The sequence below is a fragment of the Microbispora sp. NPDC004025 genome (assembly GCF_053604425.1).
Window position 1 is genome coordinate 288,387 of the sequence record NZ_JBSGHN010000008.1, and the last position, 24,531, is coordinate 312,917.

A 24,531-nucleotide genomic window follows, 5' to 3' on the forward strand; every position below is an offset into this window, starting at 1 on the left:
CCCCCTTATCCGTGTGCGGCGGCCATGACCGCCTCGTCGATGTCGCGACCCTCGGCCTCGGCGGCGGCCCGCGCCAGCAGGACCCGCTTGTAGTCCGACGGCATCACCTTGGAGAAGCGGCCGAGCGCGACGTCCCAGTCGGCGAGCAGCGCCTTGGCCACCGTGGACCCGGTCTCCGCGAAGTGCCTGTCGACGATCTCCCGCAGGAACTCGGCGTCCTCGTCGTCCAGCGCCTCCAGCTCGACCATCTCGCGGTTGACCCGCTCGGGCCGCAGGTCGAGCACGTACGCGACGCCGCCCGACATGCCGGCGGCGAAGTTGCGGCCGGTCGGCCCGAGGACGACGGCCCGGCCGCCGGTCATGTACTCGCAGCCGTGGTCGCCCACGCCCTCGACGACGGCGGTCGCGCCGGAGTTGCGGACGCAGAACCGCTCGCCCACGACGCCGCGGACGAAGACCTCGCCGGACGTCGCGCCGTACAGGCCGACGTTGCCGGAGATGACCTGCGTCTCGGCCTCGAACGGCGCGTCGGGGTGCGGGCGGACGACGAGGCGGCCGCCCGACAGGCCCTTGCCGAGGTAGTCGTTGGCGTCGCCGGTCAGCCGCAGCGTGACGCCGCGCGGCACGAACGCGCCGAACGAGTTGCCGGCCGACCCGGTGAACGACACGTCGATCGTGTTGTCCGGCAGGCCGGCGCCGCCGTACCGCTTGGTCACCTCGTGGCCGAGCATGGTGCCGACCGTGCGGTTGACGTTGCGGATGGGCAGCTCCAGCGTCACCGGCTCGCCGAGGTTCAGCGCGCCCTCGGCGAGCTGGATCAGGGTGTTGTCCAGCGCCTTGTCGAGCCCGTGGTCCTGCTCGACGACCTTGCGGCGCGGGGTGCCCTCGGGCAGCTCCGGCTGGTGCAGGATCGGCGACAGGTCGAGTCCGGAGGCCTTCCAGTGCTCGACGGCCTGGGTGGTGTCGAGCAGGTCGGCCCGCCCGATGACCTCGTCCAGCGAGCGGTAGCCGAGCTCGGCGAGGTACTCGCGCACCTCCTGGGCGATGAACTCGAAGAAGTTCACCACGAACTCGGGCTTGCCGGTGAACCGCTTGCGCAGCTCGGGGTTCTGCGTGGCCACGCCCACCGGGCAGGTGTCGAGGTGGCAGACCCGCATCATGACGCAGCCGGAGACGACCAGCGGAGCGGTGGCGAAGCCGTACTCCTCGGCACCGAGCAGCGCCGCGATGATCACGTCGCGGCCGGTCTTGAGCTGGCCGTCGGCCTGCACGACGATGCGGTCGCGCAGCCCGTTGAGCAGCAGCGTCTGCTGGGTCTCGGCCAGGCCGAGCTCCCAGGGGGCGCCCGCGTGCTTGACCGAGGTCAGCGGGGAGGCGCCGGTGCCACCGTCGTGGCCGGAGATCAGCACGACGTCGGCGTGGGCCTTGCTGACGCCCGCCGCCACGGTCCCGACCCCGACCTCGGCGACCAGCTTCACGTGGACGCGGGCGCGCGGGTTGGAGTTCTTCAGGTCGTGGATGAGCTGGGCCAGGTCCTCGATCGAGTAGATGTCGTGGTGCGGCGGCGGCGAGATGAGGCCGACGCCGGGCGTGGAGTGCCGGGTCTTGGCGATCCACGGGTACACCTTGTGGCCGGGCAGCTGGCCGCCCTCGCCGGGCTTGGCGCCCTGCGCCATCTTGATCTGCAGGTCGTCGGCGTTGACGAGGTACTCGCTGGTCACGCCGAAGCGGCCGGAGGCCACCTGCTTGATCGCGCTGCGCCGCGCGGGGTCGTACAGCCGCTCGGGGTCCTCGCCGCCCTCGCCGGTGTTCGACTTGGCGCCGAGCCGGTTCATCGCGATGGCCAGCGTCTCGTGCGCCTCCATGGAGATGGAGCCGTACGACATGGCGCCGGTGGAGAACCGCCTGACGATCGACTCGACCGGCTCGACCTCGTCGATCGGCACGGGCGCGCCGGCGGGACGCAGCTTGAACAGACCGCGCAGCGTCATGAGATTCTCGGACTGCCCGTCCACGAGGGACGTGTACTCCTTGAAGATCTCGTACCGCCGGGTGCGGGTGGAGTGCTGCAGCTTGAAGACGGTGGTCGGGTTGAACAGGTGCGGCTCGCCCTCGCGGCGCCACTGGTACTCGCCGCCGACCTCCAGCCGCCGGTGCGGGTTCTCCGCGCGGGGGTAGGCCCGCGCGTGCCGCTCCAGAGCCTCCGTGGCGAGCACGTCGAAGCCGACGCCGCCGAGACGGGAGGTGGTGCCGGTGAAGCACTGGTCGATGACCTCGGCGCCGAGGCCGAGTGCCTCGAAGATCTGCGCACCGGTGTAGGAGGCGACCGTGGACACGCCCATCTTGGACATGACCTTCAGCACGCCCTTGCCGTACGCCTTGATCAGGTTGCGCACGGCCTTGCGCGGGTCGAGGTCGAGCCGGCCCGTCGCGATCATGTCCTCGACCGTCTCCAGGGCGAGGTAGGGGTTGATCGCGCTCGCGCCGTAGCCGATGAGCAGGGCCATGTGGTGGCACTCGCGGGCCTCGCCGGTCTCGATCACGAGGCCGACACGGGTGCGGGACTTCTCCCGGATGAGGTGGTGGTGCACCGCGCCGGTGAGCAGCAGCGACGGGATCGGCGCCCGCTCGCGGGACGACCCGCGGTCGGACAGCACGATGATCCGCGCGCCGTCCTCGATGGCCCGGGAGACCTCCTGGCGGATCTCCTCCAGCCGCCGCACCAGCGCCTCGCCGCCGCCGGCCGCGTCGAACAGGCCGGACACGACGTACGGCTGGAAGCCGGGCAGCGCGCCCTCGTCGTTGATGTGGACGATCTTCGCGAGCTCGTCGTTGTCGATCACCGGGTAGGGCAGCACGAGCCTGCGGCAGGAGGCCGGACCGGGGTCGAGCAGGTTGCCCTCGGGGCCGATCGTCGACTGCAGCGAGGTGACGAGCTCCTCGCGGATGGCGTCCAGCGGCGGGTTGGTGACCTGCGCGAACAGCTGGCTGAAGTAGTCGAACAGCAGCCGCGGCTTCTCGCTCAGCACCGCCACCGGGGTGTCGGTGCCCATCGAGCCGATCGGCTCGGCGCCGTTCTTCGCCATCGGCGTGAGGATGACCCGCAGCTCCTCCTCGGTGTAGCCGAAGGTCTGCTGCCGCTTGACCAGCGCCTCGTGGGTCGGGTGCTCGTGCTCGCGCTCGGGCAGCTCCTCGAAGCGGACCAGGCCCGCGTGCAGCCACTCGCCGTACGGCTCGGCGGCGGCGAGCTCGGCCTTGATCTCGTCGTCCTCGATGATCCGGCCGCGCGCGGTGTCGACCAGGAACATCCGGCCCGGCTGCAGGCGGCCCTTGCGGACGACCTTCTCCTGCGGGATGTCGGACAGCACGCCCGCCTCGGAGGCGAGCACGACGAGGCCGTCGTCGGTCACCCAGAACCGGCCCGGGCGCAGGCCGTTGCGGTCGAGGACCGCGCCGACCAGCGTGCCGTCGGAGAAGGTGATCGACGCGGGGCCGTCCCACGCCTCCATGAGCGTGGAGTGGAACTCGTAGAAGGCCCGGCGGGCCGGGTCCATCTCCGTGTGGTTCTCCCACGCCTCCGGGATCATCATCAGCACGGCGTGCGGCAGCGACCGGCCGCCGAGGTGCAGCAGCTCCAGCGTCTCGTCGAACGAGGCGGTGTCGGAGCCGTCGGGGTCGCAGATCGGGAACAGCCGCCGCAGGTCGCCCGGGATCAGGCCGGTGGCGAGCATCGCCTCGCGGGCGCGCATCCAGTTGCGGTTGCCGCGCACGGTGTTGATCTCGCCGTTGTGCGCGACGTACCGGTACGGGTGGGCCAGCGGCCAGGAGGGGAAGGTGTTGGTCGAGAAGCGCGAGTGGACCAGCGCGATGGCGCTGACGTAGCGCTCGTCGGACAGGTCGGCGAAGAACGGGTCGACCTGCAGCGAGGTCAGCATGCCCTTGTAGACGATCGTCCGCGAGGACAGCGAGGCGAAGTAGACGTCCGCCTCGTGCTCGGCCCGCTTGCGGAAGGCGAACACGATCCGGTCGAGGTCGACGCCGGTCTCGCCGCCGGGCGAGGTCACGAACAGCTGGGCGAAGTGGGGCATGACCGCGCGTGCGGTGGCGCCGGGCAGGTCGCGGTCCACCGGCAGGTCGCGCCAGCCGAGGACGGTGACGCCCTCCTCGGCGGCGATCTCCTCGATGAGGCCGACCGCGGAGGCCCTCGCCTGCTCGTCCAGCGGCAGGAACGCGGTGCCCGCGGCGTACGCGCCCTCGGGCGGCAGCGGGAAGTCCACTGTCGCGCGGAAGAACGCGTCGGGGATCTGGGTGAGGATGCCCGCACCGTCGCCGGTGTCCGGCTCGCTGCCGCTGGCACCCCGGTGGTCGAGGTTGCGGAGCGCGGTCAGTGCCTTGGCGACGATGTCGTAGCTGCGGCGGCCGGCGACATCGGCCACCATGGCTACGCCACAGGCGTCGTGCTCGAATCCGGGGTCGTAGAGTCCCTGGGGCTCGGGGAGACCTCCGGGAAGGCCAAGGCGGGCAGCAGGCATGTAGTCACTCCCGTCGTCAACGTCTGCGTGGAACAGAGGGACGACGCTGGCCCTGCTGCGGGTTGAGTGCTTTAGAGATTACAACACGCTGCCGGAATAGTGCCCCCCAGGTCCGCTTCGCGAACCTTCACAGGTCAGCGCCGTGGATATGGTTTGCGCATGAGTGGTCATGAGGCGATCGACGAACTGCTCGCGGAGGCCGGCGTGGACGGCCTGCGCCTGCGCGGAGCGCTGGCGCTCCTGTCCGGCGGCCGCTGGTGGACCTTGTCCGACCTGGTCAGGGAGACCGCGACGTCGCGGCGGACGATCGAGTCGCTGCTGCGGGTGCTCCCCCTCGAGCACAGCGGTGACCGTGTCCGTATTCCCAGCGATCAGGTCAACCGCTACAACGTCCCATTCGATACGGATATTTCCGGTCTCGGGAATCCGGTCTCCGAAATGGTCGCGGCGCACGCCGAGACGCTCGACCGCCTGGAGACCCTGATCGCCGGAGCCCCCCGGGGGCGGCACGCGCTCGACCACGTCTCCGCGACCGCGGAGACGGTTCTGCGCCGGGCCCTGCTGCTGGGGCGGCGGTTCTGGCTGCCCGGCGCCCGCCTGCTGTGCGTCGGCGACCACGATCTGACCTCGCTGGCCGTGCGGATGGTCCACCCCGAGGTCGAGGTCGCCGTGGCCGACATCGACGACCGCATCCTGGAGTACATCGACGCCCAGGACCTGGGAGTGCGCACCCGCTGGGCGGACCTGCGCCTCGGCCTGCCGCCGTCGCTGCGCGGCTGGGCCGACCTCGCGATCACCGACCCGCCGTACACGCCGGACGGGATCGGGCTGTTCGCCGCCCGCGCCGCCGAGGGCCTGCGCGACCGCGACCAGGGACGCATCCTGGTGGCCTACGGCGCGTCCGAGCGCACCCCGATGCTCGCCCTCAAAGTGCAGAAGGCTCTCATCGACCTCAACTTGCTGCAAGAGGCGATATTTCCGCACTTCAACCGGTATCACGGCGCGGAGGCGATCGGCAGCGCGGCGGACCTGTACGTGCTGCGCCCCACCACGAAGACGTGGCCGGCGATCGCCGCCCGGCTCGACCGCCTCGCCACGGCCATCTACACGCAGGGCCCCCAGGCCGTCGAGTCCGCCCCGGCGGCGCCGCCCGGCGAGGCGGCCGTGAAGGCGTTCGGGCCGGACCTGCTCGCCGGCGACTGGCCGCGCGGCCTGCTGCCCCAGGTGCCGCGCACCCGGCTCGCCACCCTGCTGGCCAAGCCGTACGCCGCGGATCCCGGGCGCGTGGCGATCGCCGTGCCGGCCGGGCTGGAGGCGGCGCTGCCCCGCCTGCTGCTCGCGACGCGCGCCCGGCACGTGCGCGTGCTCACGGCCGGTCCGATCACGGACCCGGCCGCGCTGGCCGCGCTGCTGGCCCCCGTCTACTCGCTGACCGTCGCGCCCTCGGAAACGGGCCACGTGCTCGACGCCGTACGGCTCGCGCGGCCGGACGGCGGCACGGACCGGGCGGTGCGCACGATCATGGACAACGCGCACGGAAAGGTCGCCAACACCTGGCGGGAGGCGCTCACCGAGACGGCCGGGCTCACCAAGCGGCAGGCCAGGGCGGCCGTCGAGGAGGCCGCGCCGTGGGCACTGGACGCCACGCCGCTCGAACTCCCCCTCCACCGGTTCGCCCAGATGGCGGCGCTGATCACCGCGACGCGGCTACCGGGCGGCGGGGAGGGAGGCTGACGGCTGCACCGAAGTGGTCGCGCCGGGGTCGGTGGGAGGAGCCTCCGAGGGCTGGGCGGTGTCGGCCGGGCCCGGCGGCTGCGCGGGGTCCGACGGCACCCCGGCGACCTTGACCACGCGGCGGAAGACCGCCTTCTCGGCCTCCCGCACGGCCAGGCCGAGCATGATGAAGTCGTCCCTCTCCCCCGGTTCCGCGCCGTCGGTCCTGCCGACCCAGGCCACCCCGAGGTAGTGCCCCAGGACGTAGGCGTCGGCCTCGCTGTAGGCGCCGAACCTCGCGCGGGGCGAGTCCAGCGGCTGCACCCAGGCGCCCCGGTAGAGCGACGTGAGCGACTTCGCCAGCGAGTCGGCCGCCGCGACGTCCGCGAGGTTGAACAGGGTGTACTGCGCGACGTACGCGCCGTCGGCCGTGGTGTACAGGCCGCGGACCGCCTGTGTGCATCCGGCCTCGGCCAGGGCGTCGGCGAGGTCGGCTCCCCACACCGCGCCGGCGCAGGACTGGTCCAGACGGCTGGCGAGCCTGCGCAGCGTGACCTTCCCGGCCGTGAGCGTCCGCGCGCCGAACACCTCCTGGGCGGTCAGCGGCGCGGAGTCGGCCTTCCGATCCCGCACCGGGGCCAGTTCCTTCAGCGTCGGCCAGGACTGGAAGGACGCGGGAAGTCCCTCCCCGACCACGCCGCCCGCCGCCTGCGCCGCCGGCGGCGCAGGCGGCCCGCCGATCGCGTTGATCGTCAGCGTCAGCACCAGGGCGATCGCCAGCACTCCCGCACCGACGACCGACCACACGAACACCCGCTGCTGCCTGTCGTCCAGCCCCAGCTCGGTGAGGGCGGCCCCGGTCCTGCCCGGGGCCGGCGCGGACGACCGGCGCTTGCGCTTGGTCATAGACCGCCGGTTCCAATCAGCGAGCCCAGGCCCCAGGTCAGCGCCGCGGCCACGGCGCCCACCACGAGCTGGCGCAGGCCGCTGAACCACCAGCTGCGGGCCGTCACCCGGGAGACCACGGCGCCGGCGGCGAACAGCGCCACCATGGACGCCACGGCGGAGATCCACAGCCCCCGCACGCCCAGCAGGTACGGCAGGAGCGGGACGATCGCGCCCAGGCTGAACGACAGGAACGACGACACGGCGGCGAGCACCGGAGAGGGCAGGTCGCCGGGGTCCACGCCCAGCTCGGCCCGCGTGTGGACGGCCAGGGCCTCCTCCGGGTCGCGGGAGATCTGCCGGGCGACCTCCCTGGCGGTCTCCGGGTCCACACCCCGCTGTTCGTACATGCGGGCGAGCTCGGCCTCCTCGGCCTCCGGGTGCCGCTCCAGCTCCCGCCGCTCGACGTCGATCTCGGCCTGCGCGAGCTCGCGCTGGCTGGCGACCGACACGTACTCGCCGCCCGCCATGGAGAACGCTCCGGCGGCCAGGCCGGCGATGCCCGCGAGCGCGATGATCCTGGTCTCGGCGGTGCCGCCGGCGACACCCGCGATCAACGCGAAGTTGGAGACCAGCCCGTCCATCGCGCCGAACACCGCCGGGCGTAACCAGCCGCCGTTGACGTCCCGGTGCTCGTGGTGGATCTCGGCCCGCGCCCCCGTCGTGGCCTTCGTCATCGCCGGTCGGCCTCCCCCTCCGCCGGGCCGGCCTCGTTCGCGGCGTTCGCGCCCGCGGCCGCCGTCTCCTGGGGCTCCCCTGGCGTCTCGTCCTGTTCCTCCTCACGCAGCAGTTCCGGCTCGTCGGCCTGGTCCCGCCCGTGAGCGGGGTCGGCGTGGGCGGGGTCGCCGTCGCCGATCTGCGCGCCCAGCGGCTCCTCGCCCGCGCGGTTGCGGGCCAGCCACAGATACGCCAGCGCGCACAGGAAGATGACGATCGAGGTCCACTGGTTCAGCCGCAGGCCGAGGATCTCGTGGGCGGGATCCACCCGCAGCCCCTCGATCCAGAACCGGCCGAGCGTGTAGCCCGCCACGTACAGCGCGAACACCCGGCCGTGCCGCAGCGTGAACCGGCGGGCGGCCAGGATCAGCACGACGGCGAGCGCGAGGTCCCACAGCGACTCGTACAGGAACGCCGGGTGGTAGGTGGTCGCGCCGGGGACGGTGCCGGGGCGGCCCGGCTCGATCTCCAGGCCCCACGGCAGGTCGGTGGGGCCGCCGAACAGCTCCTGGTTGAAGTAGTTGCCCCAGCGGCCGATGGCCTGGGCCACGGCCACACCGGGGGCGAGGGTGTCGGCGACGGCGGTGAAGGAGATGCCGCGCCGGCGGCAGGCGATATAGACACCGAGCGCGCCGAGGGCGATCGCGCCCCAGATGCCGAGGCCGCCCTCCCAGATGAACAGGGCGTCGATCGGCCGCTTGGGCGCGTCCGAGCCGAAGTAGATCTGCCAGTCGGTGATGACGTGGTAGAGACGTCCGCCGACGAGGCCGAACGGCACGGCCCAGACCGCGAGGTCGGTGATCGTCCCGGGGGCGCCGCCACGGGCGCGCCAGCGGCGTTCGCCGATCCAGACGGCGACGATGACACCGAGCACGATGCACAGCGCGTACGCGCGGATCGGGATCGGTCCGAGATTCCAGACCCCCTGTGACGGGCTGGGAATCGAGGCGAGGAGGGGCATGTAACGTGACGTTACCGCAAGAGAGGGCGGCCCCGGAGCGAGGCACGGGCATCGCCCGCCCGACCTGCGCCGACCACCCGGCGCACCCCGTTTCAGAGCCCGGCGGCGGCGTCCTGGCGGAGCGCGGACAGGCGTGCGGCGAGGTCCTCAAGGCCGGGGTACTCACCGAGATCCACCAGCCCGAGCCAGCCCAGCCCGGCCACCCCCTCGGGGTCGCACGCGCCGAGCACGCCTCCCGCGAGCGCCGCGACCGTGTCGGCGTCCCCGCCGAGCGACACGGCGTACGGCAGCGCGGCGGCCGGGTCCGGGGCCTCGCGGATCACGTGGACCACCGCGGCGGCCGTCTCCACGGCGTCCAGCGAGACCCCCTCGGGCGGGGGCGACCACCGCCCGCGCGCGGCGGCCGTCACGGTGTCCATAACGGTGTCCATCAGGCCGTGGTGTTCACCCGCCCAGCGGGCCTCGGCCGCCGCCGCGTCCAGCAGGTCCGCCGGACCGGCCCCCTCGACCGCGTACGACGCCATGGCCGCGATCACGCAGGCCGCCGCCACGGCCGCGGGCGCCCGGTGCGTCGCGACGGACAGCACCTCGCACAGGTCCCGGCGGCGTCCGGGGCGGTCCGGCGGCACGGCCCACCCGGCCGGGGCGACGCGCATGGCCGCGCCGTTGGTGGGCAGATCGTCCGCCGAGGGCGCGGGGATCTCCCCCGTCTCGGCGAAGCGCGCGAGGGCACGCCGCGTCGTCGGCCCGAGGCCGCGCACCGCGGGCGCCGCGCCGGCCAGCCGGGTGAGGAAGTCCAACGAGGAGGGGCGCCCGCCCGTGTCGGCCAGGCACCGGGCGACCAGCACCATCTGCGCCGTGTCGTCGGAGGTCGCGCCGCGCGGCCAGCCCCGGTCCGGCGCGGGCAGCCGGACGACCTCGGCCGGGTCGACGCGCTCCGGCGGGCGGCCCTCCCACGGCACGCCGAGCGCGTCGCCCGCCGCGAAGGCGAGCATCGCCGCGTGGATCCTCCGCTCCCGGGAGGTCACTTGCCGGCGCTCTCCACCGCGTCGCGCAGCGAGGCCGGCACGAAGGCGACGTTGGTGTCGAGGTCCTTGCCGTTGAGCTTGACGGTCGGCGTGCCGGTCAGCTTCTGCGTGCTCATGGTCTTCTCGGTGAACTGCTGGTGAGCGGCGACGTTGCGCTGCTCCCGCACGCAGGTGTCGAAATCGTCGGCGGTGACGCCGGCCTCCTTGCCCCACTTGATCAGCTCGTCGGCGGTGAAGCCGGTCACGGTCTCACTCGGCTGGTTCTTGTAGAGCTTGTCGTGGTACGCCAGCCACTGCTGACCGTCGGTCACGCACCGGGCCGCGGAGGCCGCCCGCAGCGAGTTGCCCTTGGTGGGCTCCTGCCCGAAGATCGTGATCGGGTGGTACACGACCTTGGCCTTGCCCTCGGCCGCCAGGTTCTTCAGCGTGGAGCCGCTGGTCTCCTCGAACTGCTTGCACGCCGGGCACTGGAAGTCCTCGAACACGTCGACCACGGGCGCGGTCACACCGGACTTGGCCATCACGACCGTGCCGTCCTTCTCCACGCTGACGGGAGCGAGGCCGCCCGCGACCTTCTCCGAGGCCCCCTGGCGCACCGACCACACGGCGAAGGCCACCGCGATCACGGCGACCACCGCGATGGTCACGATCATCGTGACGCGCTTGCGCTGCTCCTGCTTGCGCAGGGCCTCCCGCTGGGCCGCGATGCGGGCCCTGGCCGCCTCGCTCGTACGCTTGCTCACGAAACTTCCCCCCTGGCTATCCCCTCGGCCACGTTCCGCGGTCGTCCGCGGTCACGCGCCGTCGTCCTCACCGTCGTCCGAGCCGTCCTCGTCCGTCGTATCCCGCTCCCCGGTGAAGCCCAGCGCGGAGTCCAGCGAGAAGCGGCCCGCCGGCCTGACGACGATCCACGCCGCGCAGACGAGCAGTCCGAGGTCGCGCAGCAGCTCCCAGAAGTAGCCGGGCTCCTGTCCCGCGGCCAGCGTGCCGTCGCCGCCGAAGCAGCCGCAGTCGATGCGCAGCCCCCTGGCCCAGGCCGACGCGATGCCGACGACGAAGGCCACCATCAGCACCCCGCCGACGACCGCCGCCGCGCGTGTGAACAGGCCGACGAGCAGCAGCAGGCCGGTGATGATCTCCAAGACGGGCAGGCCGTACCCCACGACCTGCGCGACGGAGTCGGGCAGGAGCTGGTAGGCCCGCACCGCCTGCACCGACAACGCGGGTGCGCCGATCTTGAGCGCACCGGCGACGATCAGTACGCCGGCGAGCACGACCCGTGCGGCGGTCGTGACCCAGGAGAGCGCGGGCTTCGCAGGCTGTAACCGCTCGGACACCGAGGTGCCGGATGCCAACTGAACCATGAGTCTCCTCGCCCGGTAGGCAACACCGACTGAACAGTACCGGGACCCAACCTCACCATGTGCTGGATAAGAGCATGGTAAGCCGCCTTATCTCGGCCGGTCGTGGCGCACCTACGGGAAGGAAACCTCAGGGCGGATCAGCGCCGGACACCCCGGGCGAGTTCGGACCCGAGTTCGCGAACGGCCGCGAGACCGGACTTCTCGTCCGGGGCGTCGAGCAGGCGCCGGATGAAGGCGGACCCGACGATGACGCCGTCGGCGTACGCCGCGACCTCGGCCGCCTGGGTGCCGTTGCCGACGCCCAGGCCGACGCAGACGGGCAGCCCTGTGTGCGCCCTGGTGCGCTTGACCAGGCCCTCGGCCGCCGAGCTGACGGTCTCCCTCGCGCCGGTCACGCCCATCAGCGACGCCGCGTACACGAAGCCGGTGCAGCAGGCGGCGACCCGCTCGATGCGCTCGTCCGGCGAGCTGGGCGCGACGAGGAAGACCGTGTCGATGCCGGCCTCCTTGCTCGCGGCGAGCCAGGGCTCGGACTCCTCGGGCGTCAGGTCGGGGGTGATGGTCCCGACGCCGCCCGCGGCGGCGAGGTCGCGCGCGAAGCGCTCGGCGCCGTAGCGGTCGATCGGGTTCCAGTACGTCATGACCAGCGTCGCGGCCCCCGACTTCGCCACGCCCTCGACGGTGCGCAGCACGTCGGCGATGCGGGTGCCGTTGGTCAGCGACCGGTGCACCGCGTCCTGGATGGTCGGGCCGTCCATGAGCGGATCGGAGTACGGCAGGCCGATCTCGATCACGTCGCAGCCGGCCTCGACCATCGCGGTCGCCGCGGCGACCGCGCCGTCCTTGGTCGGGAAGCCGGCCGGCAGGTAGCCGACCAGCGCGGCCCTGTCCTCGGCGCGGGCCTTGTCGAACACCGCTTGGAGTGTCGTCATCGGGATGTCCTGTCGATGCTGATCAGAGGTTGAAGTATTTCATCGCGGTGCCCATGTCCTTGTCGCCGCGGCCCGACAGGTTCACCAGGATGACGGCGTCGGGACCGAGCTCGCGGCCCAGCCGCAGCGCGCCCGCGAGCGCGTGCGAGGACTCGATGGCCGGGATGATGCCCTCGGTGCGGGCGAGCAGGGCGAAGGCCTCCATGGCCTCCTCGTCGGTCACGCCCTCGTAGGTGGCACGGCCGGTGTCCTTGAGCCACGCGTGCTCGGGGCCGACGCCGGGGTAGTCGAGGCCGGCCGAGATCGAGTGCGACTCGATCGTCTGGCCCTCATCGTCCTGCAGGACGTAGGTGCGGGCGCCGTGCAGCACGCCGACGCTGCCCTCGGTCAGGGTCAGCGCGTGTTCGCCCGTGTCCAGGCCCCGGCCGCCGGCCTCGTAGCCGTACAGCTTGACGTCCTGGTCCTCCATGAAGGCGTGGAAGACGCCGATGGCGTTCGACCCGCCGCCGACGGCGGCGCAGACGGCGTCGGGCAGGCGGCCGGTCAGCTCGAGGACCTGACGGCGCGCCTCGACCCCGATGATCCGGGCGAAGTCCCGGACGATCTCCGGGAACGGGTGCGGCCCGGCGACCGTGCCGAACAGGTAATGGGTGTGGTCGACGTTGGTGACCCAGTCGCGGAACGCCTCGTTGATGGCGTCCTTGAGGGTCTGGCTGCCGTTGGTCACCGGCACGACCGTCGCGCCGAGGAGCTTCATCCTGGCCACGTTGAGCGCCTGGCGCTCGCAGTCGACGGCGCCCATGTAGATGACGCACTCCAGGCCCATCAGCGCCGCGGCGGTGGCGGTGGCGACGCCGTGCTGCCCCGCCCCGGTCTCCGCGATGACGCGCCGCTTGCCGAGCCGCTTGGTCAGCAGCGCCTGGCCGAGCACGTTGTTGATCTTGTGTGCGCCCGTGTGGGTCAGATCCTCGCGCTTGAGCACGATCCGCGCGCCGCCCGCGTGCTCAGCGAACCGCGGCACCTCGGTCAGCGTCGTCGGACGCCCGGCGTACGTGCGCAGCAGGTGGTCGAACTCGCGGATGAACTCGAGGTCGGTCTTGGCCTTCTCGTACTCCGCGGCGACCTCGTCGAGGGCCGGGATGAGCGCCTCGGGGACATACCTGCCGCCGAACCTGCCGAACTTGCCGTGGACGTCCGGGTCGTCGCCGCGGACCCCGCCACCGGCCAGGTCGGCGGGGGTGATCATGGTCCCTTCCGTCGGGGTCACGCGGCCTCCCTCTGCAGCGCTGTCGTTCACGAGTGCCTCTCGGAGCCGGTGTCCTGCCGCGAGGCCGGGTGGGCGCCGGCGGTCACCAGGTCGTTGACCGCGGCCTTGGGGTCCCTGCCGGTGACCAGGCTCTCGCCCACCAGCACCGCGTCCGCCCCCGCCCGCGCGTACGCGAGCAGGTCGTGCGGGCCGCGCACGCCGGACTCGGCGATCTTGATGACGCCGTCCGGCACCTTGGGCGCGAGCTTGGCGAACACCTCGCGGTCCACCTCGAGCGTCTTGAGGTTGCGGGCGTTGACCCCGATGATCTTCGCGCCGGCGTCGACCGCCCGGACCAGCTCCTCCTCGGTGTGCACCTCGACGAGCGGGGCGAGCCCGATCGACTCGGCCCGCTCGATCAGCGAGACGAGCGCCTGCTGGTCGAGGGCCGCCACGATGAGCAGGGCGAGGTCCGCGCCGTGCGCCCTGGCCTCCCACAGCTGGTAGGAGGTGACGATGAAGTCCTTGCGCAGGATGGGGATGTCCACGGCCGCGCGCACGGCGGCGAGGTCGGCGAGGGTGCCGCCGAACCTGCGCCGCTCCGTCAGCACGCTGATGACGTGGGCGCCGCCCTCCTCGTAGTCCGCCGCGAGCGCGGCGGGGTCGGCGATGGCGGCGAGCGCGCCCTTCGAGGGGCTCGACCGCTTCACCTCCGCGATGACCGACACCCGGTCGCCGCCGAGCGCGGCATAGGCGTCACGGGGCTCGGGGGCACGGGCGGCGAGCCGCTTGAGCTCCTCGATCGGCACGTCGCGCTGCCGCTCTTCGAGGTCCTCCCGCACGCCCAGGATGATGTCCTCAAGAACACTCACGCGTCCTCCTCGCTCTCGGCTCGGAGCTCGCGCGATTTGCCTGTCCGCTCGCTCACGCGTAAGGGTCCCTCCGGTCGGCTGCTCTGCGTGTCCTGCCCTGCGATGGTATCGGCCCGTCTCGCGTCGATCCGCCACCGGGTCGATTCAGGGTGCGAGGAAATGCCCGAAAGGCGTGTTCCGTATTACCCAAAAAACGATCACGATGGCGAGAAGTAACCACAGGTACGCGGGGTGCGCGAGGTTCGTGCGCACAGGCCGTCCCTGCCATGATCGTAATGCCCAGAGGGCCCATCGATAGAACAGGAACGGGACGGCCGCGACCAGCAGCGGATTGAGGTGCAGGGCGCTCAGCACGTCGGCGTGTCCCAAGGCGTGGACAGCGCGCAGCGAACCGCATCCGGGGCAGTAGAGCCCGGTGAGGAAGAGGAGCGGGCAGGTCGGATAGTGCCCGGGCTCGTTCGGGTCCACGGCGGCGACGTACGCGGCCGCCGCCGACGCGACGGCCGCCACGCCGAGCGGCGCCAGCAGGGACCGCAAGCGGTCCGCCGGGCGCCGCGCCGGGACGGTCGATGTCATGACCCTCAGTATGACGTGGTCGAGGTGCTGAAGCTGAAGACCCCCAGCACGACGACGAAGAGGATGTACAGGACCAGCAGCACGATGCCGGTGATCAGCGACGCCATCCACCACTTCTTGGCCGACTCCGAGGCCGCGACCGCGCCCTGGTAGTCGCCCGCCATCCACTTGGAGTTGACCTGGCTGGCGAAGACGATCGACACGACACCCAGCGGGAGGCAGCACAGGATCGTCGTGACGATCGCCATCACCAGGTGGTTGTTCGGGGGGGCACCGCCGGGCGGCATCGGGGCGCCGTAACCGCCGCCGGGAGGCGGGGGCGGAGGGAAGCCGCCGGGGTTGCCGGGGTCGTAGCTCATTTGTCGCTCCTGCTGTCGATAGGGAGAGAGTTCGGTATGAGACGGAAGCCGGATCGGCGGCCGCTTCTTCGCGTCCGCCGCGGGGGCCCGATCAGAGCACCGCGATCCGGTCCACAGCGACGTGGCCGGGAATCACACCGGTGAACGACGCGAGGGCGCACAGGAGCGGGCCGCCGGTGTCCCGCCCCGGGGAAGGCGGGCACCCGTACGGCTGGTGCTGGTAGCTCATCCGAAGCTCCCGTGAAATCCTTCAGGTCGGCGGGAAGCTTAGCGAGAAGGAAGGGCCGTTCAGGGCAAAACCGAGCTTTGTGGGCAACTTGTGATCAAACAGTTGGGAACGGTCCAACATCGCCCGCGCTGGCGCTGCCGCCCTTGCGGGGGCGTTCACGCGGTGGGGTCGTCGCCCTCGTCGATGGCGTCCCACATCGCCCTGTCGGCGTCCTTCACCCGGGCCGTGCCGCCGGTTCCCGCGCGCCCGGCCCCCCGCTCGTACCTGCTCGACATGCCGGGCCAGCGCGCGCTCAGCACCGCCGCCGCGGCGCCCGCGCCGGCCAGGACGATCCCGCCCGCGGCGGCCAGCACCGGCCACACCCAGGCGCGCGACTCCACGGAGATGTGACCGGCGGACGTCACCGCGGTCGTCATGTGCCCGGCGGCCGCCGCGGCGATGGTGCCGCCGCGCGTGCCGTCCCACGCCCCGGCCGCGACCGCGGCGCCGAGGAGGGCCACGACCACGCTCGTCACCCGCCGCGCGACCCCCCGGGCCGCGAGTACGGCCAGCACGGCGGCGAGCGCGGCCAGCGCCGCGGGGGTCAGCCAGGCGACCAGGTCGTTGCCGGTGAGGGAGCCGCCGCCCGCTCCGGCGGGGCTCCCCGCCGTGCCGAGCGTGACCCAGACGCGGCCCGCGGCCAGCAGCGCGAGCCCGCCGCCCACCGCGCAGGCGGCCAGCCAGGCGAGCAGCGAGCGCCGAGCCCTGCTCGTCCGGTCGTGGACGGGCGCCGGAGCGGTCACGGCGCGCCGCTCACGTCGAGGACGTCGGCGTCGAAGCAGGTGCGGTCACCGGTGTGGCAGGCCGCCCCCACCTGGTCGACCTTCAGCAGGATCGTGTCGCCGTCGCAGTCGAGCGCCACGTGCCTGACCCACTGCACGTGGCCGGAGGTGTCGCCCTTCACCCAGTACTCCCCCCGGCTGCGGGACCAGTAGGTCGCCCGGCCGGTGGTGAGCGTGCGGTGCAGCGCCTCGTCGTCCATCCAGGCGAGCATGAGCACCTCGCCGGTGTCGTGCTGCTGGACGATCGCGGGCACCAGGCCGTCCGGCGTGCGCTTGAGCCGGTCGGCGATCTTCGGGTCGAGGGCCATGAGGCAATTGTGCCGCAGGCCCCGGCCGCCCCCCTCTCCGCCGCTACCCGGCCGCGCACTTCTGAACGGCGGGAAAGCGGCAGGCTTCCGGCCCGCTGCCATCAGGTGTCCGGATGACATGCGGTCATTTCTCGGCGCTCTATGGCTGGACGGCGTTTCAGCCGTGTTAGGCCGGGAGTCATTCCCGGTGTCAACCATCCCCAGTGGACGCATCCCTCGACGCCACCACCGGGGAGCATCATGGATCCCGCCCTCAGCCGCCGCGCCTTCCTCGTCGCCTCCGGCATGACCGCCTCGGGCGTCGCGCTGGAGATCGCACTCGCCTCCACTCCTGCCGCCTCCTCGGCCGCGACGCCCTCGGCCACCACCCCCCTGACGACGATCCGCGCCGTCGCCAGGCCGCACGGCGCCGGCGGATACCGCAGGCTGTCCGACGGCCCCGGCTGGCGCCGCGTGACACGCACGGAGCTGGCCGAGGCCAGGAAGGGCAGGGCCGAACGCCGTACGGCGCTGGCCTGCTTCGTCCAGTTCACCGACCTGCACATCACCGACGTGCAGAACCCGCAGCGCTATGAGTTCCTGCGCGCGGGAGACATGAGCTCCTGGCGCCCGCAGGAGGCGTTGACCGCCGTCGGCGCCGTCTCGCTGATCGAACAGGTCAACGCCCTGCGGCACGGCCCGGCCACCCGGGCGCCGATCGGCTTCGTCATGACCACCGGCGACAACACCGACAACAACTCCCGGGTCGAGATGGAGTGGTTCCTCACCGCCATGACCGGCGGCCGATTCACCCCCAACACCGGCGACCCCGGCGCGTACGAGGGCGTGCAGAGCTCCGGCCTGGGCCTCTACTGGCAGCCCGGTTCCCGCGTGCGCGACATCGACAAGCGGGCAGGGTTCCCTCACCTGGACGGCTTCCTGGAGGCGGCCATCCGCGAGGTGAGCAGCCCCGGCCTGGCCGTGCCGTGGTATTCCACCGTCGGCAACCACGACCAGCTCTTCGGCGGCGCCTATTCCGCGGCCGGCGGTTTCTTCGCCGACCTGGCCACCGGCTCGCGCAAGCTGTTCGCCCTGCCCGCCTCCGAGGCCGGCGCGGTCTACCGGGCGCTGCGCCGGGGCGACCCCACCGGCGCCCGTTTCCGCGCCGCGTGGAAGCGCTACCGGGGCAAGGCCCGCACGGTCACCGCCGACGAGCGCCGCGCCCCGTTGAGCCCGCACGCCTACATCGCCGCCCACCTCGACCCGGCGTACACCGGCGCGGGACCCGTCGGCCATGGCTACACGCGGGACAACCTCGACAGCGGCCGGCTGGACTACTCCTTCCGGATCGCCGACGGGGTCGTCGGCGTCAGCCTGGACACCACCGACCGCGGCGGCGACTACCGCGGATCGGTCGGCACCCGGCAGCTGGCCTGGCTGGAGCGGACCCTGAAGACCCACGCGGACGACATCGCCCTGATCTTCAGTCATCACCCGAGCTGGTCCATGACCAACCTCGCGCCCGATCCGGCCCGCCCGCACGACAAGCGCCACGGCGGGCAGGAGTTGCTGGCAGTGCTGAGGAAGCACGGCAACGTGGCCGCGTGGATCAACGGCCACTCCCACCTCAACAAGATCGTCCCTCATGGCGGCTTCTGGGAGATCTCCACCGCCTCCCACGTCGACTACCCGCAGCTGGCGAGAGTCGTCGAGCTGGCCGACAACCGCGACGGGACACTGTCCCTGTTCACCACACTGGTGGAGTCGGCCGCGCCGCACCGCACCGACTTCGGCGACCTGTCCCAGAGCGGCCTGGCCGCGCTCTACCGGGAGCTCTCGTTCAACTCCCCCGGCACGCGGAGCGGCCTGGCCGGCCTGCCCGGCGACCGCAACACCGAGCTTCTGCTGAGAAGGCGCTGAAGGCGGCCGGCAGCCCGCGTCAGCGTGTGGTGGTGGCGGTCGTCCAGGAGGCGTAGAGGTCGGCGTACACGCCGGGCTGCTCGACCAGGACGGCGTGCGGGCCGCGCTGCACGATCCGGCCGTGCTCGAACACCAGGACCTCGTCGGCCGCCTGGGCGGTGGACAGGCGATGGGCGATCGAGACCGCCGTACGGCCCCGGGTGACGCCGTCGAGAGCGCGGGCGAGCCGCACCTCGGTCGCGGGGTCCACGGCGGAGGTGGCCTCGTCGAGCAGCAGCAGGTCGGGGTCGGCGAGGTAGGCCCGGGCGAGGGCGACGAGCTGCCGCTCCCCGGCCGACAGCGACTCGCCCCGCTGGCCCACGGGGGTGTCCAGGCCGGCGGGCAGGCCGTCGAGCCAGTCCGCCAGGCCGAGCTCGGTCAGCGCCCGGGTGATCTCCTCCCGGGTCGCCGAAGGCCGGCCGAAGCGGATGTTGTCCTCCAGCGTCGAGTCGAACAGGAAGCCGTCCTGCGGGACCATCACGATCCGCTCCCTGAGCGAGGAGAAGCTCAGGGAGCGCAGGTCGACACCGTCCACGAGGATCCGGCCGGAGGTCGGGTCCATGAGCCGGGTGAGCAGCTTGGCGAAGGTCGTCTTGCCCGAGCCGGTCTCCCCCACCACCGCGATCCGCGTGCGCGGCGGGATGTCCACGGACACGTCGTGGAGCACGGGCGGTCCGCCCGGGTAGGCGAAGCCCACGCCGTCGAAGCGGACCGAGATCGGGCCGCGCGGCAGCGTCGCGCCGTTCACCGGGTCGGCGACGTCGGCGGGGGTGTCGAGCACGCCGAGGATGCGCCGCCACCCGGCGATCGCGTTCTGCGCCTCGTTGAGCACCTCGGTCGCGGTCTGCAGCGGGCTGATGAACAGCGTGATCAGGAACAGGAACGCGATGAGCCGCCCCGCCGTGATCGAGTCGGCGACGCCCAGCCAGACCCCGGCCACGACCACCAGCGCCACCGAGATCGAGGCGACCAGCTCGGTGGTCGGGAACGTGAACCCGACGATCTTCTGGGCCCGGGTCTGCGCCGCGCGCATGCCGTCCACCGCCGTGTCGATCCGCTCGGCCGTGCGGTCCTCCGAGCCGTACGCCCGGATCACCGCGCTGCCGACGACCGACTCGCTGACGGCGGCGAGCACGTCGCCGGCGCGCTCGCGCACCCGGGTGTACGCCTTGGCCACCAGGCGCTGGAACCGGGGCAGGGCCAGCATCAGCGGCAGGAAGCAGGCCCACACGAGCAGCGTGAGCTGCCAGGAGTAGACGGCCATGAGCACGGTCGCCACCACCAGCTGGCCGGCCGACACGATGACCATCAGCCCGCCCCACTGCATGAACGTGCTGATCTGGTCCACGTCGCCGGTCACCCGGGAGACCAGGCCGCCGCGCCGCTCGGTGTTCTGCGTCAGCACCGACAGGTCGTGCACGTGACGGAAGCCCTTGCCCCGCAGGGCCGCCAGGCCCGATTCGGTGGAGCGGTAGAGCCGCACGTTCATCAGGTAGCCGCAGAACGCGGTCAGCACCACCGCGAGCGCGCACAGCGCGACCGCGTTCCGGATGAACGGCAGGTCGGGCACGCCCGACCCCAGGCCCCGGTCGATCACCTGCTGCACGGCGATCGGCACGACGACCTTGCCCAGCGTGGCCAGCACGGCCAGCACGAGCGTCCCGGCGAGCCCGCGGCGGAACTCCGGCGACAGCCGCAGGCCCTGCCTGAGCGTCTCCAGCGCGCCCCGGTCGGCCGACCGGAGGGACGAAGTCTGTCCTGTGGCCGTGACGGTCATGCGATGACCTCCTCATCGGTGTCGTCGCGGATGTCGTCGCGGATGTCGTCGCGGATGTCGAGTTCGGCCCGCTCGGCCTCCTCGCGCTCGTAGGCGGTGACGAGGTCGCGGTAGCCCGCGCAGCGAGTCAGCAGCTCCTCGTGGGTGCCGTGGTCGGCGACCACGCCCTGCTCCAGGTACACGACCTCGTCGGCCAGCGCGATCGTCGCCATCCGGTAGGCGACCACGATCACGGTGGCCTCGGCCGCGCCGTCGCGCAGGCCGTACAGGATGCGCTTCTCCACCTGTGGATCGACGCTGGAGGTGGCGTCGTCGAGGATGAGCAGCCGGGGCTCGCGCACGATCGCGCGGGCCAGCGCCAGGCGCTGCCGCTGCCCGCCCGACAGCGTCGCGCCGCGCTCGCCGATCCTGGTGTCCAGGCCGGACGGCAGCGCGCTGACGAAGCCGTCGGCCTGCGCGAGCCGCAGCGCGGCCCAGATCCGCTCGTCCGGCACCGCCGCGCCGAGCGCGAGGTTGCCGCGCACGGTGTCGTCGAACAGGAACGTCTGCTGCGGGACGAGCGCCACCGAGTCGCTGACCCCGCCCCTGGCCACCGCGCGCAGGTCGACGCCGTCGACGCGGACCACGCCCTTGTCGGGGTCGATCAGCCGCGCCAGCAGCTGGGTGAGCGTCGACTTGCCCGCTCCGGTCGGTCCGACGACCGCGATCGTGCGGCCCGGCGCGACCGTGAAGGTCACGTCCGTCAGCACCGGGCTCCCCGGCACGTACGCGTAGCCGACGCCCTCGGCCTCCACCCCGGCCGGACCGGAGGCGTCCAGCCGGGCGGTGCCGTACTCCATGGAGCCGGAGGCGTCGAGGACGTCCCTGACCCGCGTCCAGCCGACGACGCTGCGCGGCAGCTCGGCCAGCACCCAGCCGAGCGCCCGGATCGGGAAGGCGAGGAGGGTGAACAGGTAGGCGACCTGGATCAGGTCGCCGGCCGCCACGCCGCCCGACTCCAGCCGCAGCGACCCGACGAGCAGCACGGCCAGCACGCCCAGCGTGGGCAGCGCCTCCAGCATGGGGTCGAACAGCCCGCGGACCCGGCCGACGGCGACGTTGGCGTCCCTCAGCGCGTCGGCCTTCGCCTGGAACCGCGCGGTCTCGGCGTCCTCGCGGCCGAGGGTCTTGACGACGAGCGCGCCGTCGAAGCTCTCGTGCGCGACCTCGCTCACCTCGGCCCGCAGTTGCTGCGCCCGCATCGCCAGCGGCGAGAGCCTGCGCTGGTAGACCAGGTTGAGCACGGCCACGGCCGGGAAGATCAGGAACCCGACGAGGGCGAGCACCGGGTCGACCAGCACGATCGCCGCGGCGGCCGTCACGAGCATCACGACCACGCCCACCGCCATCGGCAGCGGCGCGAGCGGCCCCCAGGCCGCCTCGACGTCGGAGTTGGCGTTGGACAGCAGCTGCCCGGTCGGGTGACGGTGGTGCCAGGCGAGGGGCAGCCGCAGGTACTGCCGGGTGACCGCGCGGCGGGAGTGGGCCTGCATGCGGTACTGGTGGATGCCGGCCATGATGCGCCGGCCCATGATCCCCGCCGCCTTGAGCACCGCCACGCCCACGATCAGCAGGGCCGCGGTGACCAGCGCGCCGCTGCTCGCCGCGCCGTCCCGGAAGGCGGGCAGCACGGCGTTGTCGGTCGCCCAGCCGAGCGCCCAGGACGAGACGACGGTCATCGCGCCGTACAGGGCGCTGGCGAGGACCGCGCCGGTGAAGATCCTCGGCTCGGTTCTGATCGCCACACCGATGACCTTGAGACCCTGGAGCATGACTGAGCTGCGGGGCCGCGCGGGAGACTCCTTCGTCGGCACGCGGTGCGTTCCTTCCGATCGGGGACCAACCGGGGCCGCTCCCTGCGAGCGCCCCGGAGGGGGACGTTACCCACTCGGGGACGCCGCCGGATCGGTCACCAGACCGACGCCACCCGAGCCCATGGTCCTAGATACTCCCTATCATCCTGATCAAGCCGTTTATTCCTCGGTCGTGCCCGGTCTTCAGATCCGGGTGGCGTGACCGGCGCATAGGCTGATCACGTGACACACGCCCAGACGGAGCGCGCGACGCTCTGCGACCTGCTCGACCGCCTCGGTCCCGGGGCGCCCACGCTGTGCGAGGGATGGACGACCGAGGACCTCGCGGCCCACCTCGTCCTGCGCGAGCGCCGGCTCGACGCCGCGCCCGGCATCGCGCTGCCGCTCCTGGCCGGGCACACCGCCGCCGTGCAGGAGCGCCTCAAGCGGCGCCACCCCTACTCCGAACTGGTCGGGCTCGTCCGGCAGGGGCCGCCGCGCTGGACTCCGTACGGCCTGGTCCCCCGTCTGGACGAGATCGTCAACACCGTCGAGCTGTTCGTCCACCACGAGGACGTGCGCCGGGCGCAGAGCGGATGGGAGCCCCGCGTCGTCCCGAGGGACCTGCAGGAGGCCCTCTGGCATCGGCTGCGCGGAACCGCCCGGCTCTTCCTGCGCAAGGCCCCGGTGGGGGTCGTGCTCCGCCGTCCCGACGGAGCGAAGGCGGCCGGGCGCATGGCCGAGCCGGCCGTGGTGGTCACCGGCGAGCCGTCGGAGCTGATGCTGTTCGCCTTCGGCCGGCAGGCGCACGCCCGGGTGACGTACGACGGGGACGACGCGGCCGTCGCCCGGCTGCGGGCGGCCCGATTGGGGCCATAAGAAAGGACTCTCCAGACTTGTCCGGAATCCTCCACGTAAACGCCGCGCAATGGGGCAGCATGGGACCAGCCACGATGAGTGGGAGCGTTTGGGAGCCCCGGATGAACCTCAAGAAGGTCCTGACCTACCTGGCCATCGCGTTCGTGATCTTCTATTTGTTCACGCAGCCCGCGAACGCCGCCGGCGCGGTCAGGAGCCTGTTCGGGGGCATCACCACGGGGGCCGAAAGCCTGTCCGCGTTCTTCACCTCGCTGTTCTCGGGCTGACCGGGCGGTCCGCCACGAGGCCGTCCGCGCCCGTCTCACGATGAGGGCGGAACGGCCTCATGTCCTCGCGGCTAGTTATGATCAAAACTGCCGCCGGGTACAAACGACCGGGATACCGACTGCAGGAGGCCCCCCGATGAAGGCGAAGAAGGTTCTTACGTACGCGGCCATCGCGTTCGTGGTCTTCTACCTCTACAGCCAGCCGCAAGCGGCGGCAGGTGCCGTGCGAGGCGTGTTCGACACGGTCAACACCGGAGCCAGCCGGCTGGCGACCTTCTTCACCTCGGTCCTGAGTTGAGGCGGCGGACCCCCCGCTCCCGCTCTCCGTCCCGGCGGCCCCGCCGATAACCACTTCGACTGACCCGAGCCGCGAGGCTCTCCGCGCACACAAGGGCCGGCAGGGCATCCGCCTTGCTCCGCCGGCCTCTCCTTCCGCGACCCTCCGATCCTTCCGCGACCCTCCGCGCGACCTACCCGGCCCGCCGGTGCTCGGTGAGCTCGTACTCGACGAACGCCCCGATCATCGCCCGCCAGACGGCCTCGGCGACCTCCGGGGACAGCCCCTCGCGCTCCGCCCTCTCCCGCGCCGCCGTCACGACGCGCTCCACTCGGTCGGGAGCCCGTACGGCCTGCTCGTCTGTCTTGAACGCCGCCGCCGCGCGGACGAGTCGCTGCCGTTCGGCCAGCAGCGTCGTCAGACGGGCGTCGATCTCGTCGATCCGGTGGCGGACCTCGTCGAGCGAGGTGGGGTCGGACATGCGTTCCCTCCGATGGTCAGCGATGATCACCGATCACTGGATGATCACTGGCAACCTTAGGGCACGTCAGCCGGGCATGACCGATAAAAGACCACACAATCACTCATGCCGGTTTTCGCCCGCTATCGCCCTATTTGGGGCGATTGGTATGGACGATTCCTCCACGCCCGGCTGACCATTGAGAAGGCGGGCTCCGGAGCGCCGCAGGATCCCTCTACGGACAGGAGACAGCCATGCGTGCCAAGCGTTTCCCGAGCCTGCTGGGCCTGGCGTTCCTCGCGGCCGTCGGTCTCGCGGCGGCCCAGCCGGCCCACGAGGCGTCCGCCGCCACGATCTGCTGGGGCGATGGCGGGTGCGGTTTCGGTGGCTCCCACCAGAGCCAGTGGCAGTACCAGTCGATGGCGTCCTCCTCGCTCGGCACCGGTCCGGACGCCTACCCCACGGCGATCGTCGACATCGACTGAGGAGCGGCGACCGG

The 24,531-nt window shown here is 72.3% G+C and carries 24 protein-coding genes; 6 read left to right on the forward strand and 18 right to left on the reverse strand.

Translation table 11 applies throughout. From position 1 onward, the window contains the following. Positions 1-5: 5 nt before the first annotated feature. Positions 6-4,532 (reverse strand): glutamate synthase large subunit, encoded by a 4,527-nt coding sequence (gltB, locus tag ACWEQG_RS22050; RefSeq protein WP_452287227.1) that lies wholly within the window; start codon positions 4,530-4,532, stop codon positions 6-8. A 159-nt stretch (positions 4,533-4,691) separates the two neighbouring features. On the opposite strand from gltB, the gene ACWEQG_RS22055 reads away from it, so the two are divergent. Further along, positions 4,692-6,266 (forward strand): bis-aminopropyl spermidine synthase family protein, encoded by a 1,575-nt coding sequence (locus ACWEQG_RS22055; RefSeq protein ID WP_452287229.1) that lies wholly within the window; start codon positions 4,692-4,694, stop codon positions 6,264-6,266. Here the strand turns inward: ACWEQG_RS22055 and ACWEQG_RS22060 are convergent. The 14 genes from ACWEQG_RS22060 to hisI form a co-directional block, all read right to left on the reverse strand. Next, positions 6,240-7,151, reverse strand: coding sequence for a hypothetical protein (locus tag ACWEQG_RS22060; RefSeq protein WP_452287230.1), 912 nt, complete (start codon positions 7,149-7,151; stop codon positions 6,240-6,242). The genes ACWEQG_RS22055 and ACWEQG_RS22060 overlap by 27 nt on opposite strands. Next, a complete protein-coding gene (locus ACWEQG_RS22065; RefSeq protein WP_363463891.1) occupies positions 7,148-7,867 on the reverse strand; it encodes a VIT1/CCC1 transporter family protein in 720 nt (239 codons plus the stop codon). Before ACWEQG_RS22065 ends, ACWEQG_RS22060 begins: the two co-directional genes overlap by 4 nt. Next, the gene (gene lgt / locus ACWEQG_RS22070) at positions 7,864-8,868 is read right to left on the reverse strand and encodes a prolipoprotein diacylglyceryl transferase (protein ID WP_452287232.1); all 1,005 of its coding nucleotides are present in this window, start codon (positions 8,866-8,868) and stop codon (positions 7,864-7,866) included. The genes ACWEQG_RS22065 and lgt overlap by 4 nt, the downstream gene beginning before the upstream one ends. Before the next feature lie 92 nt (positions 8,869-8,960). Beyond that, complete coding sequence (locus ACWEQG_RS22075) at positions 8,961-9,896, reverse strand: ADP-ribosylglycohydrolase family protein (RefSeq protein WP_452287234.1); 936 nt, start codon at positions 9,894-9,896, stop codon at positions 8,961-8,963. Beyond that, on the reverse strand, positions 9,893-10,639 hold the full coding sequence (locus ACWEQG_RS22080; protein WP_452287236.1) for a DsbA family protein: 747 nt from the start codon (positions 10,637-10,639) through the stop codon (positions 9,893-9,895). The genes ACWEQG_RS22075 and ACWEQG_RS22080 overlap by 4 nt, the downstream gene beginning before the upstream one ends. Positions 10,640-10,690: 51 nt before the next feature. Then, positions 10,691-11,260, reverse strand: a complete 570-nt coding sequence (locus tag ACWEQG_RS22085; RefSeq protein WP_452287238.1) for a DoxX family protein — start codon at positions 11,258-11,260, stop codon at positions 10,691-10,693. A 137-nt stretch (positions 11,261-11,397) separates the two neighbouring features. Then, on the reverse strand, positions 11,398-12,192 hold the full coding sequence (trpA, locus tag ACWEQG_RS22090) for a tryptophan synthase subunit alpha (RefSeq protein WP_452287240.1): 795 nt from the start codon (positions 12,190-12,192) through the stop codon (positions 11,398-11,400). A 22-nt stretch (positions 12,193-12,214) separates the two neighbouring features. Next, positions 12,215-13,438 (reverse strand): tryptophan synthase subunit beta, encoded by a 1,224-nt coding sequence (trpB, locus tag ACWEQG_RS22095; RefSeq protein ID WP_452287287.1) that lies wholly within the window; start codon positions 13,436-13,438, stop codon positions 12,215-12,217. Between the two features lie 47 nt (positions 13,439-13,485). Beyond that, positions 13,486-14,310, reverse strand: coding sequence for an indole-3-glycerol phosphate synthase TrpC (gene trpC / locus ACWEQG_RS22100; protein ID WP_452287242.1), 825 nt, complete (start codon positions 14,308-14,310; stop codon positions 13,486-13,488). A gap of 144 nt (positions 14,311-14,454) precedes the next feature. Beyond that, on the reverse strand, positions 14,455-14,886 hold the full coding sequence (locus tag ACWEQG_RS22105) for a DUF2752 domain-containing protein (protein ID WP_452287244.1): 432 nt from the start codon (positions 14,884-14,886) through the stop codon (positions 14,455-14,457). 5 nt (positions 14,887-14,891) lie between these two features. Next, positions 14,892-15,245, reverse strand: coding sequence for a CD225/dispanin family protein (locus ACWEQG_RS22110; protein ID WP_363463880.1), 354 nt, complete (start codon positions 15,243-15,245; stop codon positions 14,892-14,894). 91 nt (positions 15,246-15,336) lie between these two features. Then, positions 15,337-15,474, reverse strand: a complete 138-nt coding sequence (locus ACWEQG_RS22115; RefSeq protein ID WP_452287246.1) for a hypothetical protein — start codon at positions 15,472-15,474, stop codon at positions 15,337-15,339. Positions 15,475-15,629: 155 nt separating this feature from the next. Then, positions 15,630-16,256 (reverse strand): Trp biosynthesis-associated membrane protein, encoded by a 627-nt coding sequence (locus tag ACWEQG_RS22120; RefSeq protein ID WP_452287248.1) that lies wholly within the window; start codon positions 16,254-16,256, stop codon positions 15,630-15,632. After that, entirely contained in the window at positions 16,253-16,603 is a 351-nt protein-coding gene (gene hisI / locus ACWEQG_RS22125; RefSeq protein ID WP_346227706.1) for a phosphoribosyl-AMP cyclohydrolase, read from the reverse strand. Before hisI ends, ACWEQG_RS22120 begins: the two co-directional genes overlap by 4 nt. A 240-nt stretch (positions 16,604-16,843) precedes the next feature. On the opposite strand from hisI, the gene ACWEQG_RS22130 reads away from it, so the two are divergent. After that, a complete protein-coding gene (locus ACWEQG_RS22130; RefSeq protein WP_452287249.1) occupies positions 16,844-18,502 on the forward strand; it encodes a TIGR03767 family metallophosphoesterase in 1,659 nt (552 codons plus the stop codon). 19 nt (positions 18,503-18,521) lie between these two features. On the opposite strand, the gene ACWEQG_RS22135 is transcribed toward ACWEQG_RS22130, so the two are convergent. Together ACWEQG_RS22135 and ACWEQG_RS22140 are read right to left on the reverse strand one after the other, a co-directional pair. After that, positions 18,522-20,318 (reverse strand): ABC transporter ATP-binding protein, encoded by a 1,797-nt coding sequence (locus tag ACWEQG_RS22135; RefSeq protein WP_452287251.1) that lies wholly within the window; start codon positions 20,316-20,318, stop codon positions 18,522-18,524. Further along, on the reverse strand, positions 20,315-22,129 hold the full coding sequence (locus tag ACWEQG_RS22140) for an ABC transporter ATP-binding protein (RefSeq protein ID WP_452287289.1): 1,815 nt from the start codon (positions 22,127-22,129) through the stop codon (positions 20,315-20,317). Before ACWEQG_RS22140 ends, ACWEQG_RS22135 begins: the two co-directional genes overlap by 4 nt. A gap of 264 nt (positions 22,130-22,393) precedes the next feature. Here ACWEQG_RS22140 and ACWEQG_RS22145 point away from each other — a divergent pair, with 264 nt between their 5' ends. The 3 genes from ACWEQG_RS22145 to ACWEQG_RS22155 all read left to right on the forward strand — a co-directional run bounded on the left by ACWEQG_RS22145 (position 22,394) and on the right by ACWEQG_RS22155 (position 23,593). Continuing rightward, positions 22,394-23,029 (forward strand): TIGR03085 family metal-binding protein, encoded by a 636-nt coding sequence (locus ACWEQG_RS22145; protein ID WP_452287253.1) that lies wholly within the window; start codon positions 22,394-22,396, stop codon positions 23,027-23,029. Positions 23,030-23,130: 101 nt separating this feature from the next. Further along, the gene (locus ACWEQG_RS22150) at positions 23,131-23,295 is read left to right on the forward strand and encodes a hypothetical protein (protein WP_363463870.1); all 165 of its coding nucleotides are present in this window, start codon (positions 23,131-23,133) and stop codon (positions 23,293-23,295) included. A gap of 136 nt (positions 23,296-23,431) precedes the next feature. Further along, entirely contained in the window at positions 23,432-23,593 is a 162-nt protein-coding gene (locus ACWEQG_RS22155; RefSeq protein WP_167530286.1) for a hypothetical protein, read from the forward strand. A gap of 172 nt (positions 23,594-23,765) precedes the next feature. Here ACWEQG_RS22155 and ACWEQG_RS22160 read toward each other — a convergent pair whose 3' ends face one another. Then, entirely contained in the window at positions 23,766-24,053 is a 288-nt protein-coding gene (locus ACWEQG_RS22160; protein WP_363463868.1) for a chorismate mutase, read from the reverse strand. Between the two features lie 233 nt (positions 24,054-24,286). Between ACWEQG_RS22160 and ACWEQG_RS22165 the strand changes: the two genes are divergently transcribed. Continuing rightward, the gene (locus ACWEQG_RS22165) at positions 24,287-24,517 is read left to right on the forward strand and encodes a hypothetical protein (RefSeq protein ID WP_452287255.1); all 231 of its coding nucleotides are present in this window, start codon (positions 24,287-24,289) and stop codon (positions 24,515-24,517) included. Positions 24,518-24,531 lie beyond the last annotated feature (14 nt).

Coding starts and splice junctions, on each gene's coding strand:
- gltB (WP_452287227.1), bottom strand. CDS start 4,532: ATGCCTGCTGCCCGCCTTGGCCTTCCCGGAGGTCTCCCCGAGCCCCAG.
- hisI (WP_346227706.1), bottom strand. CDS start 16,603: ATGGCCCTCGACCCGAAGATCGCCGACCGGCTCAAGCGCACGCCGGAC.
- ACWEQG_RS22060 (WP_452287230.1), bottom strand. CDS start 7,151: ATGACCAAGCGCAAGCGCCGGTCGTCCGCGCCGGCCCCGGGCAGGACC.
- ACWEQG_RS22160 (WP_363463868.1), bottom strand. CDS start 24,053: ATGTCCGACCCCACCTCGCTCGACGAGGTCCGCCACCGGATCGACGAG.
- ACWEQG_RS22165 (WP_452287255.1), top strand. CDS start 24,287: ATGCGTGCCAAGCGTTTCCCGAGCCTGCTGGGCCTGGCGTTCCTCGCG.
- trpA (WP_452287240.1), bottom strand. CDS start 12,192: ATGACGACACTCCAAGCGGTGTTCGACAAGGCCCGCGCCGAGGACAGG.
- ACWEQG_RS22135 (WP_452287251.1), bottom strand. CDS start 20,318: ATGACCGTCACGGCCACAGGACAGACTTCGTCCCTCCGGTCGGCCGAC.
- ACWEQG_RS22140 (WP_452287289.1), bottom strand. CDS start 22,129: ATGCTCCAGGGTCTCAAGGTCATCGGTGTGGCGATCAGAACCGAGCCG.
- ACWEQG_RS22065 (WP_363463891.1), bottom strand. CDS start 7,867: ATGACGAAGGCCACGACGGGGGCGCGGGCCGAGATCCACCACGAGCAC.
- ACWEQG_RS22155 (WP_167530286.1), top strand. CDS start 23,432: ATGAAGGCGAAGAAGGTTCTTACGTACGCGGCCATCGCGTTCGTGGTC.
- lgt (WP_452287232.1), bottom strand. CDS start 8,868: ATGCCCCTCCTCGCCTCGATTCCCAGCCCGTCACAGGGGGTCTGGAAT.
- ACWEQG_RS22105 (WP_452287244.1), bottom strand. CDS start 14,886: ATGACATCGACCGTCCCGGCGCGGCGCCCGGCGGACCGCTTGCGGTCC.
- ACWEQG_RS22130 (WP_452287249.1), top strand. CDS start 16,844: ATGGATCCCGCCCTCAGCCGCCGCGCCTTCCTCGTCGCCTCCGGCATG.
- trpB (WP_452287287.1), bottom strand. CDS start 13,438: ATGATCACCCCCGCCGACCTGGCCGGTGGCGGGGTCCGCGGCGACGAC.
- ACWEQG_RS22110 (WP_363463880.1), bottom strand. CDS start 15,245: ATGAGCTACGACCCCGGCAACCCCGGCGGCTTCCCTCCGCCCCCGCCT.
- ACWEQG_RS22150 (WP_363463870.1), top strand. CDS start 23,131: ATGAACCTCAAGAAGGTCCTGACCTACCTGGCCATCGCGTTCGTGATC.
- ACWEQG_RS22085 (WP_452287238.1), bottom strand. CDS start 11,260: ATGGTTCAGTTGGCATCCGGCACCTCGGTGTCCGAGCGGTTACAGCCT.
- ACWEQG_RS22115 (WP_452287246.1), bottom strand. CDS start 15,474: ATGAGCTACCAGCACCAGCCGTACGGGTGCCCGCCTTCCCCGGGGCGG.
- ACWEQG_RS22055 (WP_452287229.1), top strand. CDS start 4,692: ATGAGTGGTCATGAGGCGATCGACGAACTGCTCGCGGAGGCCGGCGTG.